Consider the following 16698-nt stretch of genomic DNA (forward strand, 5'->3'; position numbering starts at 1 on the left):
TCCCTGGCGATACCGGGATCTTTTCCCGTTCAATTTTTCCCCCGCTATAAAGAATTTCCCCTGACCAGCCGATAAATAAACAGTCCCTCTGAGAAAAAAGAGAATGGAATTCCTTATTTTCCGAATGACGTACAGCGCAAACACAGTCAAAAACAAATAACAAAAGCCATGGGGAAAGTATGGATAATTTTCAGAAAGAAATTGATGAGAGAACTAATCTCACTTCATCAAACCGGTTTGAACTTTTGCTGTTCCGTCTGGGGACATCGCCTGACGACGAGCAGTCTGAACTTTTTGGTATCAACGTCTTTAAATTGCGCGAAATCGTGCCGATGCCAACCCTGACCAAGGCTGCCGGAATGGCCTCGCCGATGATGGGCATGGCGAACATTCGTGGCGAAATTATTCCGGTCATCGACCTGCCTGCCGTCGTCGGCTGTGTGCCGAAAACCGGTCTGAATATCCTGCTGGTGACGGAGTACGCGCGTAGCACTCAGGCGTTTGCTGTGGAATCCGTTGACGACATCGTGCGTCTGGAATGGAGCCAGGTTCTGGCCGCCGAAGCCGGGGTGAAAAGCCGTAACATCACCAGTATTGCGCGTCTGGATACCGATAAATCCAGCACCCGTCTGGCGCTGGTGCTGGACGTGGAACAAATCCTCCATGACATTATTCCGAACAGCAATATCGACATGGATAAAAAGCGGACCAGCGCATTTAAACTGAAACCGGGCACGGTGGCGATTGTCGCCGAGGATTCGAAAGTTGCCCGTCAGATGCTGGAAAAAGGTCTGAACATGATGGAGATCCCGGCGCAGATGCATGTGACGGGTCTGGAAGCCTGGAATAAAATCCGCAAACTGGCCGAAGAATGCAAAGCCGAAGGGGTACCGATTGCCGATAAAATCTCCTTCGTATTAACCGATCTGGAAATGCCGGAAATGGACGGCTTCACCCTGACGCTGAATATCAAGCGCGATGAATTCCTGAAAAATATTCCGGTGATTATTCACTCCTCATTATCCGGCAGCGCCAACGAAGATCACGTACGCAAAGTCGGTGCCGACGGTTACGTGGCGAAGTTTGAAATCAACGAACTGGAAGCCGCCATCCATAAAGCGCTGGATGCGAAAAAAATCGCCCATGCCTGACAGGTGATGAGGTGATAAAAATAATATAGCCCGCCAGTGTGCGGGCTTTATTATTGACAGGTCATTATCCGGCGGACTTATTCCACAGAAGTACCAAAAGAGAAATGCTGTGCCAGATATTCCGCAGACGGGTGTGACCCGTCATTGCGTTTGCGAAGCTTTTTGCCATTTAACGTCCAGTAACCGGTCCCTTTCAGGGATTCATTTAAAACGACTTTGAATGTTGTCGGGTCTATCTTTAACAGCCGTTTATCAAACAGAATATGGATGTCAGCCCGCAGCAGTAAGCCATTGGCAGAATGGTTAATGCCGGATTCGGCATGGCCGACGATATGGGCGGCTTCAAGGACTTCTACAGCAGGACAGCCGGTGATAGCGCACTGGCTATCATAAAGCTCAAAAAGTTTCAGTTTGAGGGCATTTTGTCCACGGCGGACGCGACGGCGATATTCTTCGTACTCTTCTTCATCATCACGAGCTTCTGGCAGAACAGGGGCATTATAAGAAATGTTGTTAATGCCGTGGTGGGTGAAAACGCTGCTGACCAGATGCAGGAGCCGGGGGGTTAAGATATTCCAGCTGACCTCATCGAGGAAGGTAAAACCATTTTTGGGGGTATTAATTCCCGACTGTAGCCGTTCTTTTTGCTGCCTTATGGATTCGATATATTCCACAGGGAATCTGCCGGTTTCGCCTAAATGTTCAATCAACGCGCTGAGTGTGGTTTTGTGTTGCGGGGATTTTAAATGCCATGTGTATTGATCATTGCGGAAGAGCAACATGGATAAATCTAACTCAAATATATAACGCCCCTTTTCATTAAAAAGTATGATGTAAAAGGGCATGGCATCGGCCCGCCAGCGGGTAAAGCGGATCGAACAGCCATTTTCCAGAGATAATTCCTGATAGCAAATGCTGCTGAAACGATCAACGTCGTTAATATCAACGAGCGTTGAATTGCTGAAAGCGTCATTGAAAAACTGCATAATATTGTAGCCAATGACTTTATGAATTGAGGCACTCATTTTATTTCCTTGCTGAGTTTACTGTTATTAATAACAACAGTGTAAAGATGCAAGGAAACCTCAATAAAATCAAGACGAATGAGTGCCTTTTTAGCGGTTAACTTACTGACATCGTTATTAATTATCAGTGTGCCGTCCAGTGCGGATCATAATTTCACTTATGTCCAGTTGTCGGGCTGCTGCAAGGAATACAACGCCGCGTATGCGGAGTTCGATATTATCGGCCCGGTTTTGGATGATAATTCGCGTAATTAAGTGAAATAATTACGCTATAGGGATAGAGAAGGTGAGTGATGTGCAGTATCACCTTGTTCCTGCCCGCATCCTCACTGACACGAGTCAAAGTAAGGTTTCAGTACTTCTTCCGTCCAGCTCATAAAGGCTCTCACGCGTTGCGACAGATTGCGCCGGTGCGCAACGACGAAAGAGGCATTCAGCGGCCGGGGCCGCAGATGGGGAAGGACTTCAACCAATGTTCCACGTTTTATATGGGGGAGGAGTGCGGAATAACCTCCCTGAATTAAGCCCAACCCCGCAAGCCCTGCTTCATGGTAGGCGGGTACGCTGTTGACTGTCATCGTGCCGGGTAACATCAGCGATTTGTAACCCTCAGCTGACGGATATTCCCATCCTTCAGGTTTCGAACCGAAATTGCGCAGGTAATGCACCATCTTGTGTCCCTGATGAACAAGGTCATCAAGCGTCTGCGGTACACCGAATCGTTCCAGATAGTCCGGACTCGCCGCATTGATCATGCGGAGTTGCCCCAGCGGCCGGGCAATCAGCGTCTCATCCACAAGGGGACCCAGACGAATTACGCAATCAAATCCTTCCAGAACCAGATCAACACGGCGGTCAGTACTGGAAAGCTCAAGTTCGAATTCCGGGTGAGCATTCAGCAGTTGTGGTAGTGCGGGGATAATGACGCTTTGCGCCAGAATAGCAGGCATATCAACACGTAAACGCCCGCGCAGTAACACGCCGCCATGGGAAAACATGGACTGCAATTCCTCTGCTTCCGCCAGCAGGTCGCGTGCGCGCGAATAAAAAATGCGGCCATCTTCGGTCAGTTGCACGTTTCGCGTGGTGCGGTGCAAAAGCGTCGCGCCTACCTCTTGCTCAAGCTCCCGCACCACCATTGAAGCGCGTCCTTTCTGAATTCCCAGGCTTTCGGCTGCCAGCGTAAAGCTTTTCATTTCTGCCACGCGCACGAAAATAGTCAGTGCATCAAGATTTTTCATTGTTACTCATCCGGATAACAGTGCGTTCATTATTGGGGTATTTATGCCTAATGTAATACGCAATAGACTGTCTTCACACCCTGTTTAGGTGCTTCACCCTCAAATACACCCCCGTTTACGAAGGATAAATAAAAATGAAAAAAGGTTATTTAATCGCTCATGTTAATGTCACGGATCCCGTTGTTTATGCGGAATATGCCAAAGCCGCCGGAGAGGCAATGCAGGAATTCAGTCCTGAGCTGATTGCCGGCACCGGTCAGTCTGAAAATCTGGAGGGCGAATCGTATGAAAGGCACGTCGTTTTTGAGTTTGCCTCCTTTGCCGGGGCAAAGCGTTTTTATGAGAGTCCCGGCTATCAGGCTGCCAGAGCAATCCGCTCAGGTGCTGTAACCGGAACCTTTGTATTAATTGAAGGCGTCTGATTTTATGTAAAGCAGGGTAGCGGTACATCGACACGCTGATTTCACCGATCATAACTACCCGTCAGCACTTGCCCGCTTAAATAACAGCCTTAACGCGGGCGTTTTCCGTTTTCCCGTCGGATGCCTTAAACTACGCCGCACAGCCCGGTAAACATGGGCAATGACCCTAATTCGAAGGAAGTAAGATGCTTTTGCCAGATTTGAGCAATACAAAAACAGACTGTCACTCGTCATTTCACGAATGAGTCGTCAGCTGTTTATTACTCTGGACGGGCCCAAGGGCGCCGGTAAAACCACCTTGCTGGAGGCCATTACGAAAGTACTCAGGGCCGACAACAAAAAGGTGGTCCGGCTTAGCGAGAAAAAAAGCGATCCCTTCAGGGGGGAAACCATGGTTCTCGTGAATCAACTCGCCAGAAATCCCACGCTGGATCTGGAACGTGAAGTGTGTGAACGCTTTGCTGACAGCCGTGCCTGGATTTCCCGGCACGTGCTGACTAAACAGCCCGCGGACAGCATTATCCTGATGGACCGCTGGTACCCGTCTGATGCCGCGTTTCGCCGGATGGTGCCGTTTGCAGAGATTTTACAGATTAACATTGAGCGAAACGTACGAACGCCAGACCTGCATGTCGGGGTCGTGACTGCGCCTGAAATTTCGTGGGCAAGGGCCGCAGCCCGATCGCGTGGGTTGGGTAGTACGGTGATTCATCAGCTGGAAGAGCATGTCGCCTGTAGCGGGGCGTTCGGGCGGGAAATCGCGGAGCACGGCTGGTTTATGTGCCGTAACGAAGGAACGATCGAAGAGGCAACCAGGCAGGTCGTTGCTGAGATTTACAGAGTCAGCGCATGCCGCCAGTAATGCCATGCGCTACCCGGGCCTGATCAGGCAGCCAGAAAGAGCATCATAAATTCGGTTCTTTGCGAGATTGTGTCCACAGAACTCAGGAGTTCCCCCCGAGCCCGTAGACAAATCTGGCCTCTATTGCTTGATAAAAAAGCTAACACTGCCTGGCACTAAAGCCTGCCTGATGTCAGACCTTAGTGCTAAGTATGATGTTCATTTGGGGACCATCTGAATCACACAATTTAACGGTGCTGGCAAATAAATTCTGCTGCCGCATCCAATGCATGGCGCGATGCATCCAAACGAATATCACGTTGGAACACGTGATGCATTCCTTCATAGATATCCAGTTGCACCACACCCCCCAATTCTGCCGCTTTTTCCGCAAAGCGAATTGCGTCATCAAGCAATAGCTCCTCGCTACCTACCTGAATCGCCAGCGGCGGCAGTGTGTCGAACCGGGCGAACAGTGGCGATGCACGTTCATCCTTAACCATACCGCCCTGCAGGTACTCAAGCGCAGCATCTTGCAAAATTGACGGCTGGAAAATAGGGTCACGCATCGAGGGATCATTGAAAGATGCGCCGCTAAATGTCAGATCGGTCCAGGGCGAAAACACCACCGCTGACCGGACCTTCTCCGCCAGCTGCGGATTTTGCATAGCCACCAGCGAGAGCGCTCCGCCAGCCGAATCACCAACCAACGCAATTTGGTTAACACCGCTGTTTATCAACTCCATCAGCACTTCGTTCACCTTATCCGGTGCAGCAGGGAAGGGATGTTCCGGTGCCAGTGGATAATCCAATACAAAGGTTGAATAGCCGGTACGCACCGCTAACTGGCTGGCTAATCCACGATACGCCCGCGCACTTCCGAGCATATAGGCACCGCCATGAATAAAGACAATGACGCATTCGCTGCGGGTGGCTTGCGGGTGCAGCCAATATCCCGAGGCATCGTTTTGTTCGCAGCGCACACCTTCTGCCAGCGGCGTTTGCTCGCACATAGCGTCATAAAACTCGCGCATTGTCCCGGCAAAATTGTTTCGGAGGTCTTGTTGTTCAGCCAGGAATTGCACGACATGCAGACGGTCATGCCCGGTTAATGGATGATGTGTTTTGTTCATGATGTTCTCACATATAGGGGGTGTGAGAAGACGTTAAACCATTCCAATTTCAGCAACCAGATGGCTTAATGGAATACCATCTATTCTATTTTGGACTACCTAATGGATCGACTTGATGCCATCCGGCTGTTTATGCGCGTAGTGGAGTGCGAGAGTTTCTCCGCAGCGGCCAAAGAAGCAGGCATTGGGCAATCTGCCGTCAGCAAACAAATCGCCGCGCTGGAGAACCAGTTCAACCATCAGTTGCTGAAACGTTCATCGCGCGGAATTGCATTGACCGACGCGGGTAAAGAGTTTTATGACGGCGCATTGCGTTTACTTGATGAGTACGACCAGTTGGAATCCAGCGTTAAATATGGCGCGGATGAAGCGGCGGGCACGTTGAGAATATCTGTCGCACCGGTTTTTGGCCGTTTCTATATCGTTCCACGCCTGCCTGCACTGTTTGAGCGCTATCCGGCGCTAAACATTGAACTGCGCGTCTCCGAACGACATATTGATTTGATTGAGGAGAATATCGACATCGCAATCCGCCACGGTGAACTGCAAGATTCTGCCTTAACACAACGCAAGCTTGCGGAAAGTCCTCTGATCACCGTAGGCAGTCCGGGCTATCTGGCCAGGCACGGTGCTCCAAGCTCACCTGCCGAACTGGGCAATCACCAGTGCATTGTGTTTAATGGCGGCCGTGGCGTCCACCCGTGGCACTTCCTCGATGAACAAGGTAAGCCGATAATTCATATTCCGCAGGGGCGTTTTCGCAGCAACGATGGCGAACAGCAACGCGCCGCCGCCCTTTCCGGAATGGGCATCGCGCAATTACCCGCATGGCTGGCTGGACCCGATTTAGCGTCTGGGGCATTGGTTCCCCTGTTGCGGGAGTTTACGAGAGGTGCGATGCCGGTGAGCGCGGTCTTTGCGACCAGGCAAATGGCGAACAGCAAAGTGCGGGTGTTTGTGGCGTATTTAATGGAGACCCTGAAGATCGATTTGCCGAAGTGGTGATAAAAACTTTTTTTGCATCCAATCTGAGGATTGAAGAATGCGGTATCCGTGAATTCTTCATTGTCACAGGTGACAGAATTTCTGGAGGTTTTTTATGGGAATTATCGTAGGCAAATTACTGAGCATAGTCCATGACTGCCTAATGACTCTGGAACAACCTGAAACGGAAAAACCACCAGCAGCTTCTCAGCAGCCTGTCTGGGATCAACATCCACGGAGTGCTGTCGTATAAGCTGCAAAGCGGAGCGGCGCAAATCTTTAGGAACGCAGTTTTTGCCGGGACGGCAGCGTCTGACAGAAATAATCATCCGGCGGGATGTTCACGATAACGCAAAAACTTGCTGCGTTATCGACCTTAAGTCCCTGAGTGAATTGATAATGATTCTGGTCAGCCATGATTGATCAATGTGCGACAGAGTCGTCCACAAGGCACAGGGAGTTGTTCTGAGTTGACAGGCAGAGGTTTTGGCAGACCTGCTCAGTATCAAGATTTCCACCTGAATGGCCTCAGGAGTGTCAGTTACTGCGAATGTTGAGGCCATTACAGCCGGTGGTTTTTTTTGTTTATTGGTTTAAATTCAATAAGAATATTCTTAGTTACAAATCTATTGCTATCTTGTTTAAAATTTGTTTTGTCAGGATCCCGGCAGATTTTTGTCCTGAAATAATACAAACAACTGACATTATTTGGAATATTTTCCGCGCTCGCTGGTTTTTTCGAAATTATTAACCTAATCTTAAAATTTATTCCCAGATCAAAATTCCAAAAGTGACTTGATAAAATAAAGCGAGGAATTAATCAAAGTAAGGAATAATTAATGGCGTGGAAAAGAAGAGAGAAAGTGGCAATTATGGAGCCACTTTCGATGGTCAGCGATGTAATGTCGCAGATCCTGAGAGAGGAGAGTGATATTATTATTGAAGGCGCACTTTCTAATTTCATATCCCTCAAGTCTTTGCTGGAATTACGAAAGTTAGATGTGGTTTTCAGTGAGGTTTATGATGCCAATACGTCTATTATTGAAGGCCTGGATTTCTTAAGAAAACTAAAAGCGCAATTCCCCGCCATTGATATGATTATTCATACTGAAATTGAAATTCCTGCTTTACTGATTCAGAGTAATGCAGATGCTATCTATATGAAACAATTAGGTGTTGAAGGCTGCCGCGCTTCTGCAGCGCAAATCCTTAATGCAACGAGCATGGTGAGCGTACTCTTTTACGAAGACAGAAAACTTCGTTACGATTTCGAAATGCTGAGCGACTATGAATGGGAAGTGCTGATTATGTTCAGCCAGCAAATGAGCATTACTGAAATTGCGACGAAAATGAAAACCCAATATCGACGCATCAGCCGGGTGAAGCACATCATTATGCATAAACTGAAAGTGAGTAATAATGTGGCATTCAGTCAGTTAATGGCACTTGGCGGAAGCAAGTTTGGCGACTATCCGCCGGTTTCTTTAAAATAATATTGCATCAATACTTTCATTTCAGGCAAACCATGAAAACCGCAAAATCTGTTGGCCGGCCTTTATTATTTCTGTCAGGTACCTTGCTGGTAGCCACATTTATCCTGATTGTCACACATCTCGTCATCGCGACGTATGATCGCGACTATCTGGCTTCCTATGCCCGACACATCATGACGCGCGGACTGGAAGTTGCTGATGAGTCCGGTAAAATCGTCAGTAAAGTGAATGCCATACGCGATGAAACATGCAGTGATAAATTTCTCGATGAAATTCGTTATCTCTCATTTACCTCTATATTTATCTCAGATATTGGCTACATCCGTGATCACCAGCTGAAATGTACGGCGATGCGTGGCCGTTTACCGGAGCCGGTGATGATGTCGGTTCCCGATACCATCACCCGTTATGGTCAGCGCATATGGACATCATTCAGCGGCATTATCGACCCGCGGATCACCGCCGATATGATGGAATCAAAGAACGTTCTGCTTTTCCCGACACCGGCCGCATTTCGTGACATTTATGTTCCATACAATGGCTTCGGTGCCGTGCTGATCAACCACCGGCACGACCATATCTTCAGGCTGTTTGGCGACTCCGCCGGCCTGGTGCGGGATGTTAACGAAATGCAAGGTTTTGCGTGGTGGCAGCAAGCCCGCTTCACGGAATGCAGTAAACGATATGATATTTGCGTTATGGCAAGAAATACTCAGATCGGACTTTTTTCCCTTTCAGCCACGGCGAGAGTATTTATTATTCTGGCAGCATTCACAGCCGGTGGAATGTTTACCTTCGCACTCCGCCAATACATCAGTAATACCCGTTCATTACAGAATAAACTCAGGATGGCGATCAGCCGGGATGACATTTATATCAACTATCAACCCTTTGTGGATATTGACACCGGCAGGTTGATTGGGTACGAAGCGCTGGCCCGCTGGCAAGAGGTAAACGGCGACAATATATCACCGGATGTGTTCATTAAACTGGCAGAATCGACGCACCAGATTAAGGCGCTTACCCGGTCTGTCGTCACGCGGACGCTGACAGAAATCGCCCCACTTCTGCGTGACAATAAAGCTTTATTTGTGAGTATTAATATCACTACTGCGGATGTGACTGAGACGGATTTCAGGGTTTTTCTCGAAGAAGAGGTCGATAAAAGCAGGCTTCACCGTAAGCAAATCGTCTTAGAAATCACGGAACGTTCGACAGCCGACCATAGGCTGCTTAAAGAGTCATTAGCCCGGCTGAGAGATTACGGCTACCGCATTGCGCTGGATGATTTCGGTACCGGTTATTCCAATCTGGATTATCTGAGCAAGTTATCGTTTGATTTTATTAAGATTGACAAGATCTTCACTGATTCTATTGGCAGCCAGTCAGTTAGTTTCAAAATGTTGAAAATGATGCTGGAAATGCTCGCACAGACCGGTGCGACCATTATTGTGGAAGGAATAGAAGAACAGCATCAGGCGGACTTCTTCCTGAAAGAATATCCCCGCATTGTCGGACAGGGCTGGTTTTACGGCAGGCCGGTGGATATCGATAAAATCACTTCCTGAGTGTGTCAGACAGGGGCCTTGTGCCCCTTTCTTCTTTTTACCTTCATCATCGGGTCAATCCGCTTTATTTTCATCTCTCATGATTTCCATCTTCTATCTCGCATCTGCTTGTCTAAAGGACATCAATGTCGCCATGGTTTTGCCTTTTGAGCGTTTTTAGTGATTCTTGAGCGACATCAATATTTACTCAGCCCTGACATAAATATCATTCTGAAAATATTCAATCTGGTTGTAATTAATATCTCCCGCTTAAATAACACGCAGAATGATTATTTTGCGATCTATTAATTATATTAATAACGCAGTTTATAGGTAATCGTTTAATTATATTTAGAATATTCCTAGTTAGGAAATCGTAAAGATGGGAAATGTTTTCTAGATGTTAATGAAAATTGCAGATTATTTCTCTGCCAGGAAAACGGATCTACATCAATTTAGTGAGTTAGTGTTTTAAATAACTCACATCAGAAGAATAATTCACTAATTTATACGTTCTTGACGAGATTGATTGCCGAAAAAGCTCGTGACTTTATAGTGACTGGCACTGGCAGCGCAACCCGCTATGGGACCTGCCAGAAGGAAATTAATCTAACGGAGAAAAGACGTGAATAAGAAAATTTTAGTGGCTTGTGGTTTGCTGGTAGCGGGTTATTCAATGACGGCGTCTGCTGTATCTGATAACACTATTTCGTTTCAGGGTGAAGTCACTGATGAAACCTGTTCATTGACCGTAAATGGTAATGACACTGCGCCAATTATTTTATTACCTACTGTCTCAACGTCTAATTTATCTGCGTCAGGTGACGTAGCGGGCGCGACGACGTTCGAAATGGGTGTGAGCGGTTGCACAGGTAGTACTGACTCAACAGCTATTAGCACGGTATTTGTCGGCAATTTGGTTGAAACGACCAATGGCACTTTAGGTAATACTGGTACAGCAGAAAACGTAACAGTTCAAATTCTGGATACAGAAGGTACTGAGATTAACTTAAGTTCAACCTATACGGCCGAAGGCGATCTGACTTTAGCTGCAGGTGACACTGCTTCGACCGCGACATATACCGCTCAATATTATGCGTCTGATGCTGCTACAGCAGGTACTGTTGCGGCTTCACTGCAATATGCAGTGACTTATCAGTAAGCGTTAAATAATCGCAAGATGGCAGAACGCTGCCATCTTATTTTATATCATGCGGCGTGCCACTGATATCTGAAAAAATTATGAGTTTAATGTTCATATGTTTAATAATCGCAATCTGATTAGAAAAACAACTGGTCTATTTCTGTTGTTAATATTATCACTACTCTCTGTAATGGCATCTGCCAGTGTCACTATGATTGGCAACCGGATTATTTATCCCTCAGATAACGCTTCAGTAGACGTTGAATTTCGTAATAAAGATATCATTCCTTATGCGGTGCAAACATGGCTGGATGATGGAGATACTGAGTCAACACCCACAACAGGTAAGGCTCCGTTTTATGCTTCGCCGGCACTCTTTAGAATTGCAGCAAACGGCGGGCAGGTGCTCCGTATTGCCTTTAATGGCAGCAGAAATTTGCCGCAGGACCGGGAATCTGTTTTTTACTTTAATTTTCTGCAAATACCCCCGGTGAATGCGGGTGAAGAAAGTGCTCAGCAAAAGAATAAAATGCTAATCATGTTAAAAAACCGTGTGAAGGTTTTTTACAGACCCGTTGCCATTGCCTCCGGAAGTAAAACATTTTTTGATAAAATTAATGTCAATTCTCAGTTACAAAATGGTGGGACAGTTATCAACATTGAAAATAACTCCCCATTTTATGCATCAGTGATTGATGTGAGAATTAAACACGGAAAACAGGTTTACAAACAAAAAGCGGAAATGATTGCACCATTTTCTAAAGGAAGTGTTCTGTTCAAAAAAAACCAGGATATTAAAGGAGCGACAGTTATTGTCGATTATCTCAATGACCAGGGCGCAAGGATAAGCCATGAATATGAGATTAGTCACTAATAATAAAATACTGACGCCATCGCTATTAACTTTATGTATTCTCTCTACTTACATTCCCATGGCGTTAGCTGAAGATTTCTATTTTGATCCCAGCTTGCTGCAGGGTTCTGGCGTATCAGTGAATCTGGATAAACTTAACGAAAAAATTGTCTCGGCGGATGCGGGAACCTATCGCGTAGATCTCTATGTCAATAATAAACTCGTTAAAGAAAATACTGAGATCACCTTTAGCCGTAAATCTGAGGGTGATAATGTCGCTGTTCAGCCTTGCCTGAATGCTGAAGATATAAAACTGATTCAGCTGAAAGTGGATGCAGTCAGCTTAATACCTGTTGGTAAACAATGTATGTGGTTTTCCGATCTCTCAAAAGCCTCATCATGGGAACTGGAACAGTCAACGCAGAAACTGAAACTGCTGATCCCGCAGAGCTTACTTTACCGTCAGCCACGCGGTTATATTCCGGTATCTCAGTGGGACAGCGGGGGCCTGGGGTTATTTGTTAAGCACAATACCAACTATTATGAGACCAGTAGCACCGGTGGTTATAAAACTAAAAACCTGTGGAGCGGACTGAACAGCGGCACCAATATTGGTCTTTGGCAATTAAGAAATCAGTCAAATCTGCGCTATACCGATAATAACGGTCGCACCAGTCATAAATGGACCAGCGTGCGCACCAATGCACAGCGACCTCTGCCATCAATTAATTCCCTGGTGACGCTGGGTGACAGTTATACCAACAGCAGCCTGTTTGGCAGCCTGTCTTTCAATGGCGTCAAACTCGCCAGTGATACCCGAATGATGCCTCAGGGTAAACGCGGCTATGCGCCAGAAGTTCGCGGCGTTGCCAGTACCACTGCGCGCGTTGTGGTCAGCCAGCTCGGAAAAACCATTTATGAAACCGTGGTTTCGCCAGGTCCCTTTGTTATCGACGATTTGTCTAATACCAAAGGCCAGGGCGATCTTCAGGTCACGGTCATTGAAGCTAACGGGCAGACATCCTCTTTTACCGTTCCCTATTCTGCGGTGCCAGATTCTATTCGCCCTGGCTCATGGAACTATGAACTTGCACTTGGAAAAGTGCGGCAGTATTACAGTGTGGATAACGAATTTGTCGAAGGTGTCCTGCAACGGGGGATAAGCAATCGATTCACGGGTAATGCCGGTATTCGTCTGGCGAAAGACTACGAGGCATATTTGCTGGGTGGCGTCATGGCAACACAATTTGGGACTATCGGACTCAATACCACTTATTCATATGCCGTCGCTGAAAATAATAAAACCCAATCCGGCTGGCGTGCGGAAGCCAGTTACAGCAAAACCTTTACAACCGGCACTAATCTGACGCTGGCGGCATACCGCTACTCGACTAAAGGTTTCCGTGATTTGCAGGATGTGCTGGGTGTAAGGCGGGCCGCTGAAAATACCACCACTTACTATTCGGATACGTTGAATCAGAAAAATCAGTTCAGCGCGACCATCGCCCAAAGTTTTAATACATTCGGGTCACTTTCGCTGAATGCCAGCACTTCAGATTATTACAGTAATAATTCACGTATTACTCAGATGCAGCTGGGCTACAGCAATAGCTTTAAAAAGATCAGTTATAACATCAACATTGGCAGACAGCGCACCAGTTACAGTACCCGCAGCAACTACTACAGTGAAGTGGATAACAGTGATAATCGTCAGAAATATACAGAGAACACCATTTCAATCGGTTTCTCAATGCCGCTGGACTGGGGGGATTCACGTTCGAATGTAGCATTCAACGTGGCGAAAAATAAAAGCTCTGAGTCCGCGACTACCAGCGTATCGGGCAGCTTCGGTGAGAAAAGTAATTCTTCTTATTCTGTATACAGCGGTGTAGAAAATTACCAGGAAAACGGTAATAAAATGCTCTGGGGTGGTTCACTGCAACAAAATACCTCTAAAGGAACGTTCCGTGGATCTTATTCGCAGGGCACGGGTTATAAACAGTATGGATTGGGTTCATCGGGTACGCTGCTTATTCATCCGGGGGGAGTAACCTACGGACCTTATGTCAGTGATACGTTTGCGCTGGTGAAAGCCAAAGGCGCCAAAGGGGCAGAGATTAAAAACGCTCAGGGCGCAAAAATAGACAGTTTTGGCTACGCCATTATGCCGTCTTTATCCCCTTACCGTTATAACCAGGTAAGTCTGGATCCTAAAGGCTTAGATTCCAAAGTGGATATTCAGGGAGGAAGCCAGCGTGTTGTACCCTATGCCGGAGCCATCGTGCAGATTAATTTTGAAACCGTGTTTGGCCAGCAGGTATTGATTAATTCAACGCTGAAAAATAATCGAATGATCCCGATGGGTGCAGATGTAACTGATAAGGACGGTACGAATTTAGGCATGGTCGGACAGGCAGGGCAAATTTATGCACGAATTAACGAGCGTTCAGGAGTGTTATTTGTTTCCTGGGGGGAAAGTGATTTAGAACAATGTCGTATTAATTATCAGCTGCCAGCAGCAACTGAAGATAATGAATTTGTTCAGTTAACCTTGCCATGTGAAATGTGATTCTGGAATAAACTTATGCTTAAATTAAAAATTTTTTTTATGCTTATGCTGTTAACGGTATCCATTCCATCTAATGCTACCTGTTACAGAGTTACAAGCACCTCATGGTTATCCAGTGAAATTATTGCTGCGGGATATACTGCCACGAGTTGGTCCGGGGGATCAGATGCTAATTCAGGTAATCTGGGATTCCCCGCAACGATTAGTTTAAGTACTTCATCCTTCACGCCTTCCGGAACACTGCTCGCAAGTAGTACGGCAACGTTCCTCACCGGTGGCTACAGTACGGGATATGCTGCCAACCAAATATTATATCGCTGTGCACTTGCCGATGCAGGTTCCCTGCTGGAATTCTACGCAACGAATGGTGATGATAACACTGGCGGTCGATACGAAACGGAAGAAGTTGAGGGGGCTTATTATACAGCCATGGCAAATGTTGCAATTCGTCTGACTAACGTTAAAACTGGAAATTACTTCTCAAAATATTGGCAGTCAAGAACGTTGACGTCCGACGACTGGGTGCAAGATAGTACTTATATTTATATTCCAGCCAGTGCTTTCAGTGATGTAAACGCTGAACTATTTAAAATCAACGATACAACTTACTATAGGAATTCTACTAACTCCCGAAATGCGTATTATTATAGTTATGCTGGCCCGGCTGGATATATTGCATTTCAAGGGCCAGGGATTAGCGCTTCACTTGCTGATGGTCTCTCATCCGATGGCGGCAGTGGAACTTCCGGATGGTATGCAAATTGGCCTGGTGCCTTTTCACTTTATCGGGGGGTTACATTTGTCAGGGGAGCAATGTGTTCTGTTAAAGATTATCCAACCATAGTTATATTGCCCTCAATCAGTGTCCCGGAAATAGTTAATGGTGAGGTCAGCCAACAGTCATTTAGTATAACTTTAAGCTGTGAAGATACAGCCGTATCCAGTGTGAGTGCATCTACAACGACATCAGCCAATGTTGCGATGGGATTCTTAGTTAATGAGGCTACAGCGGTTACAGCCGCGAGTAATTTAGGCCTGACGTCAACTAACGGTGTGACTTATTTACTTGATACCAATTATGGTAGCTCTGGTGTTGCATCCGGTGTGGGGATTCGTATTTATAACGAAAGTGGCACGGCATTGAATCTGTTGTCGAAAACAACTACCGCGACTGGAAATGCGGGCGGCTGGTACGCCTATAAAGATCTGACTACCAGTCAGGGCGACTCTACGGATGGTGTAACAACCTACACCGGAAATTTTACGGCGTCTTTGGAGGCAATCAGTGGCGAAACAGTGACAGCGGGAACCGTCAATGCACAATTACAAGTGGTGGTCAGTTTTCAATAAAGTCACCGTTGCGGCGGGGATTATGCTCTGTTGCACGGCGTTTCACGCCAGCGCGGTGGTTAATGCGGAAAAGACCCGCGTGGTGTTCAACTCGGGAAGTATCGCCGAATCACTGTCATTGGTGAATTCCGAGAAAGAACCGGTAGTGGTACAGGTCTGGACAGATAACGGTGACCCGACGGTGAGCCCGGATAAGGTCCACACGCCGGTTGTGATCAATCCGCCGGTATTTAAAATGAAACCGGGGGAAATGCGCAATATCCGGCTGTTGATGGTTTCAGCCGGAAGTCTGCCACAGGATCGCGAAAGTCTATACTGGCTGAATATTTATCAAATTCCGCCAAATACCGAAGCGCAGCATAAAGGTGATAAAAGAGTCGTGCTGCCGTTAAAAATCAGGATGAAAGTATTTGTACGGCCGGAGAAAGTCGGCGAACTGAAGGAAAGTGATGCACTGGAATTGCAGTTCAGTATCAGGGAAGAAGCGGGTGTTAAAAAACTGCATATTCAAAATCCGACGCCATGGCATATGACAATGTCATCGCTCAGGTCAGGGCAGATTGAACTGCCGACGCTCATGCTGAAGCCATTTTCCGGCCAATGTATTGAACTACCGAAAGAGAAACCGATAAATGGTGAAATTGAATATGAGGTGGTAAATGACAACGGTACACGCTGGGCATATAAAGTTAAAGCATCCTGAATTGATCCTACCGACGTAATGTGGACTCAGCATTACCGCGCTGCATGAGATAATTGACTGTAGTGGGGGTAAACGTGAAATGAAAGCGAAGTTTACAGTGTTGAATGGTGCGCCGGGAAGGGCATTCTTGAGGAGGGCCTGGGAATCATTGGTGAGGGTCAACAAGAGAACTATATAGCTCCCTGGCTGAAAGCACTTAAGTAAGATAAACGCTATATTCTCAAAGCCGTCAGTTCTGCATC

14 protein-coding genes are annotated in these 16698 nt (G+C 46.8%); 11 read left to right on the forward strand and 3 right to left on the reverse strand.

All coding sequences use genetic code 11. From position 1 onward, the window contains the following. Positions 1–179 precede the first annotated feature (179 nt). A complete protein-coding gene (locus tag EYY67_RS08860; RefSeq protein ID WP_095921697.1) occupies positions 180–1151 on the forward strand; it encodes a chemotaxis protein in 972 nt (323 codons plus the stop codon). Between the two features lie 77 nt (positions 1152–1228). Here EYY67_RS08860 and EYY67_RS08865 read toward each other — a convergent pair whose 3' ends face one another. Beyond that, on the reverse strand, positions 1229–2176 hold the full coding sequence (locus EYY67_RS08865; RefSeq protein ID WP_095921698.1) for an HNH endonuclease: 948 nt from the start codon (positions 2174–2176) through the stop codon (positions 1229–1231). A 326-nt stretch (positions 2177–2502) separates the two neighbouring features. Then, positions 2503–3417, reverse strand: coding sequence for a LysR family transcriptional regulator (locus EYY67_RS08870; RefSeq protein WP_131693334.1), 915 nt, complete (start codon positions 3415–3417; stop codon positions 2503–2505). Between the two features lie 134 nt (positions 3418–3551). Here EYY67_RS08870 and EYY67_RS08875 point away from each other — a divergent pair, with 134 nt between their 5' ends. Both EYY67_RS08875 and EYY67_RS08880 read left to right on the forward strand, forming a co-directional pair. Continuing rightward, the gene (locus EYY67_RS08875; RefSeq protein ID WP_131693335.1) at positions 3552–3839 is read left to right on the forward strand and encodes a DUF1330 domain-containing protein; all 288 of its coding nucleotides are present in this window, start codon (positions 3552–3554) and stop codon (positions 3837–3839) included. Positions 3840–4080: 241 nt separating this feature from the next. Next, positions 4081–4701, forward strand: coding sequence for a dTMP kinase (locus EYY67_RS08880; RefSeq protein ID WP_131693336.1), 621 nt, complete (start codon positions 4081–4083; stop codon positions 4699–4701). Positions 4702–4928: 227 nt separating this feature from the next. Here EYY67_RS08880 and EYY67_RS08885 read toward each other — a convergent pair whose 3' ends face one another. Next, entirely contained in the window at positions 4929–5813 is an 885-nt protein-coding gene (locus EYY67_RS08885) for an alpha/beta hydrolase (RefSeq protein ID WP_131693337.1), read from the reverse strand. Positions 5814–5915: 102 nt separating this feature from the next. Between EYY67_RS08885 and EYY67_RS08890 the strand changes: the two genes are divergently transcribed. The 8 genes from EYY67_RS08890 (at position 5916) to EYY67_RS08925 (ending at position 16456) form a co-directional block, all read left to right on the forward strand. Then, entirely contained in the window at positions 5916–6818 is a 903-nt protein-coding gene (locus EYY67_RS08890) for a LysR family transcriptional regulator (protein WP_119827303.1), read from the forward strand. 818 nt (positions 6819–7636) lie between these two features. After that, positions 7637–8290 (forward strand): helix-turn-helix domain-containing protein, encoded by a 654-nt coding sequence (locus tag EYY67_RS08895; RefSeq protein WP_095921703.1) that lies wholly within the window; start codon positions 7637–7639, stop codon positions 8288–8290. Between the two features lie 32 nt (positions 8291–8322). Then, positions 8323–9858 (forward strand): EAL domain-containing protein, encoded by a 1536-nt coding sequence (locus EYY67_RS08900; RefSeq protein WP_131693338.1) that lies wholly within the window; start codon positions 8323–8325, stop codon positions 9856–9858. Between the two features lie 655 nt (positions 9859–10513). Continuing rightward, the gene (locus tag EYY67_RS08905) at positions 10514–10999 is read left to right on the forward strand and encodes a fimbrial protein (protein ID WP_131693370.1); all 486 of its coding nucleotides are present in this window, start codon (positions 10514–10516) and stop codon (positions 10997–10999) included. Between the two features lie 97 nt (positions 11000–11096). Continuing rightward, the gene (locus EYY67_RS08910) at positions 11097–11855 is read left to right on the forward strand and encodes a fimbria/pilus periplasmic chaperone (protein ID WP_131693339.1); all 759 of its coding nucleotides are present in this window, start codon (positions 11097–11099) and stop codon (positions 11853–11855) included. Then, positions 11833–14403, forward strand: coding sequence for a fimbrial outer membrane usher protein (locus EYY67_RS08915; RefSeq protein ID WP_095921706.1), 2571 nt, complete (start codon positions 11833–11835; stop codon positions 14401–14403). Before EYY67_RS08910 ends, EYY67_RS08915 begins: the two co-directional genes overlap by 23 nt. Positions 14404–14418: 15 nt before the next feature. Next, a complete protein-coding gene (stbD, locus tag EYY67_RS08920) occupies positions 14419–15753 on the forward strand; it encodes a fimbrial usher protein StbD (protein WP_095921707.1) in 1335 nt (444 codons plus the stop codon). Between the two features lie 22 nt (positions 15754–15775). Then, positions 15776–16456 carry a fimbria/pilus periplasmic chaperone gene (locus tag EYY67_RS08925; protein WP_229921033.1) on the forward strand — a complete coding sequence of 227 codons (681 nt, stop codon included), beginning with the start codon at positions 15776–15778 and terminating at the stop codon, positions 16454–16456. The last annotated feature ends 242 nt before the right edge of the window (positions 16457–16698 follow it).

The organism is Rahnella victoriana, assembly GCF_004330295.1.
Lineage (GTDB): Bacteria > Pseudomonadota > Gammaproteobacteria > Enterobacterales > Enterobacteriaceae > Rahnella > Rahnella victoriana.

Coding starts and splice junctions, on each gene's coding strand:
- EYY67_RS08860 (WP_095921697.1), top strand. CDS start 180: ATGGATAATTTTCAGAAAGAAATTGATGAGAGAACTAATCTCACTTCA.
- EYY67_RS08865 (WP_095921698.1), bottom strand. CDS start 2,176: ATGAGTGCCTCAATTCATAAAGTCATTGGCTACAATATTATGCAGTTT.
- EYY67_RS08870 (WP_131693334.1), bottom strand. CDS start 3,417: ATGAAAAATCTTGATGCACTGACTATTTTCGTGCGCGTGGCAGAAATG.
- EYY67_RS08875 (WP_131693335.1), top strand. CDS start 3,552: ATGAAAAAAGGTTATTTAATCGCTCATGTTAATGTCACGGATCCCGTT.
- EYY67_RS08880 (WP_131693336.1), top strand. CDS start 4,081: ATGAGTCGTCAGCTGTTTATTACTCTGGACGGGCCCAAGGGCGCCGGT.
- EYY67_RS08885 (WP_131693337.1), bottom strand. CDS start 5,813: ATGAACAAAACACATCATCCATTAACCGGGCATGACCGTCTGCATGTC.
- EYY67_RS08890 (WP_119827303.1), top strand. CDS start 5,916: ATGGATCGACTTGATGCCATCCGGCTGTTTATGCGCGTAGTGGAGTGC.
- EYY67_RS08895 (WP_095921703.1), top strand. CDS start 7,637: ATGGCGTGGAAAAGAAGAGAGAAAGTGGCAATTATGGAGCCACTTTCG.
- EYY67_RS08900 (WP_131693338.1), top strand. CDS start 8,323: ATGAAAACCGCAAAATCTGTTGGCCGGCCTTTATTATTTCTGTCAGGT.
- EYY67_RS08905 (WP_131693370.1), top strand. CDS start 10,514: ATGACGGCGTCTGCTGTATCTGATAACACTATTTCGTTTCAGGGTGAA.
- EYY67_RS08910 (WP_131693339.1), top strand. CDS start 11,097: ATGTTTAATAATCGCAATCTGATTAGAAAAACAACTGGTCTATTTCTG.
- EYY67_RS08915 (WP_095921706.1), top strand. CDS start 11,833: ATGAATATGAGATTAGTCACTAATAATAAAATACTGACGCCATCGCTA.
- stbD (WP_095921707.1), top strand. CDS start 14,419: ATGCTTAAATTAAAAATTTTTTTTATGCTTATGCTGTTAACGGTATCC.
- EYY67_RS08925 (WP_229921033.1), top strand. CDS start 15,776: ATGCTCTGTTGCACGGCGTTTCACGCCAGCGCGGTGGTTAATGCGGAA.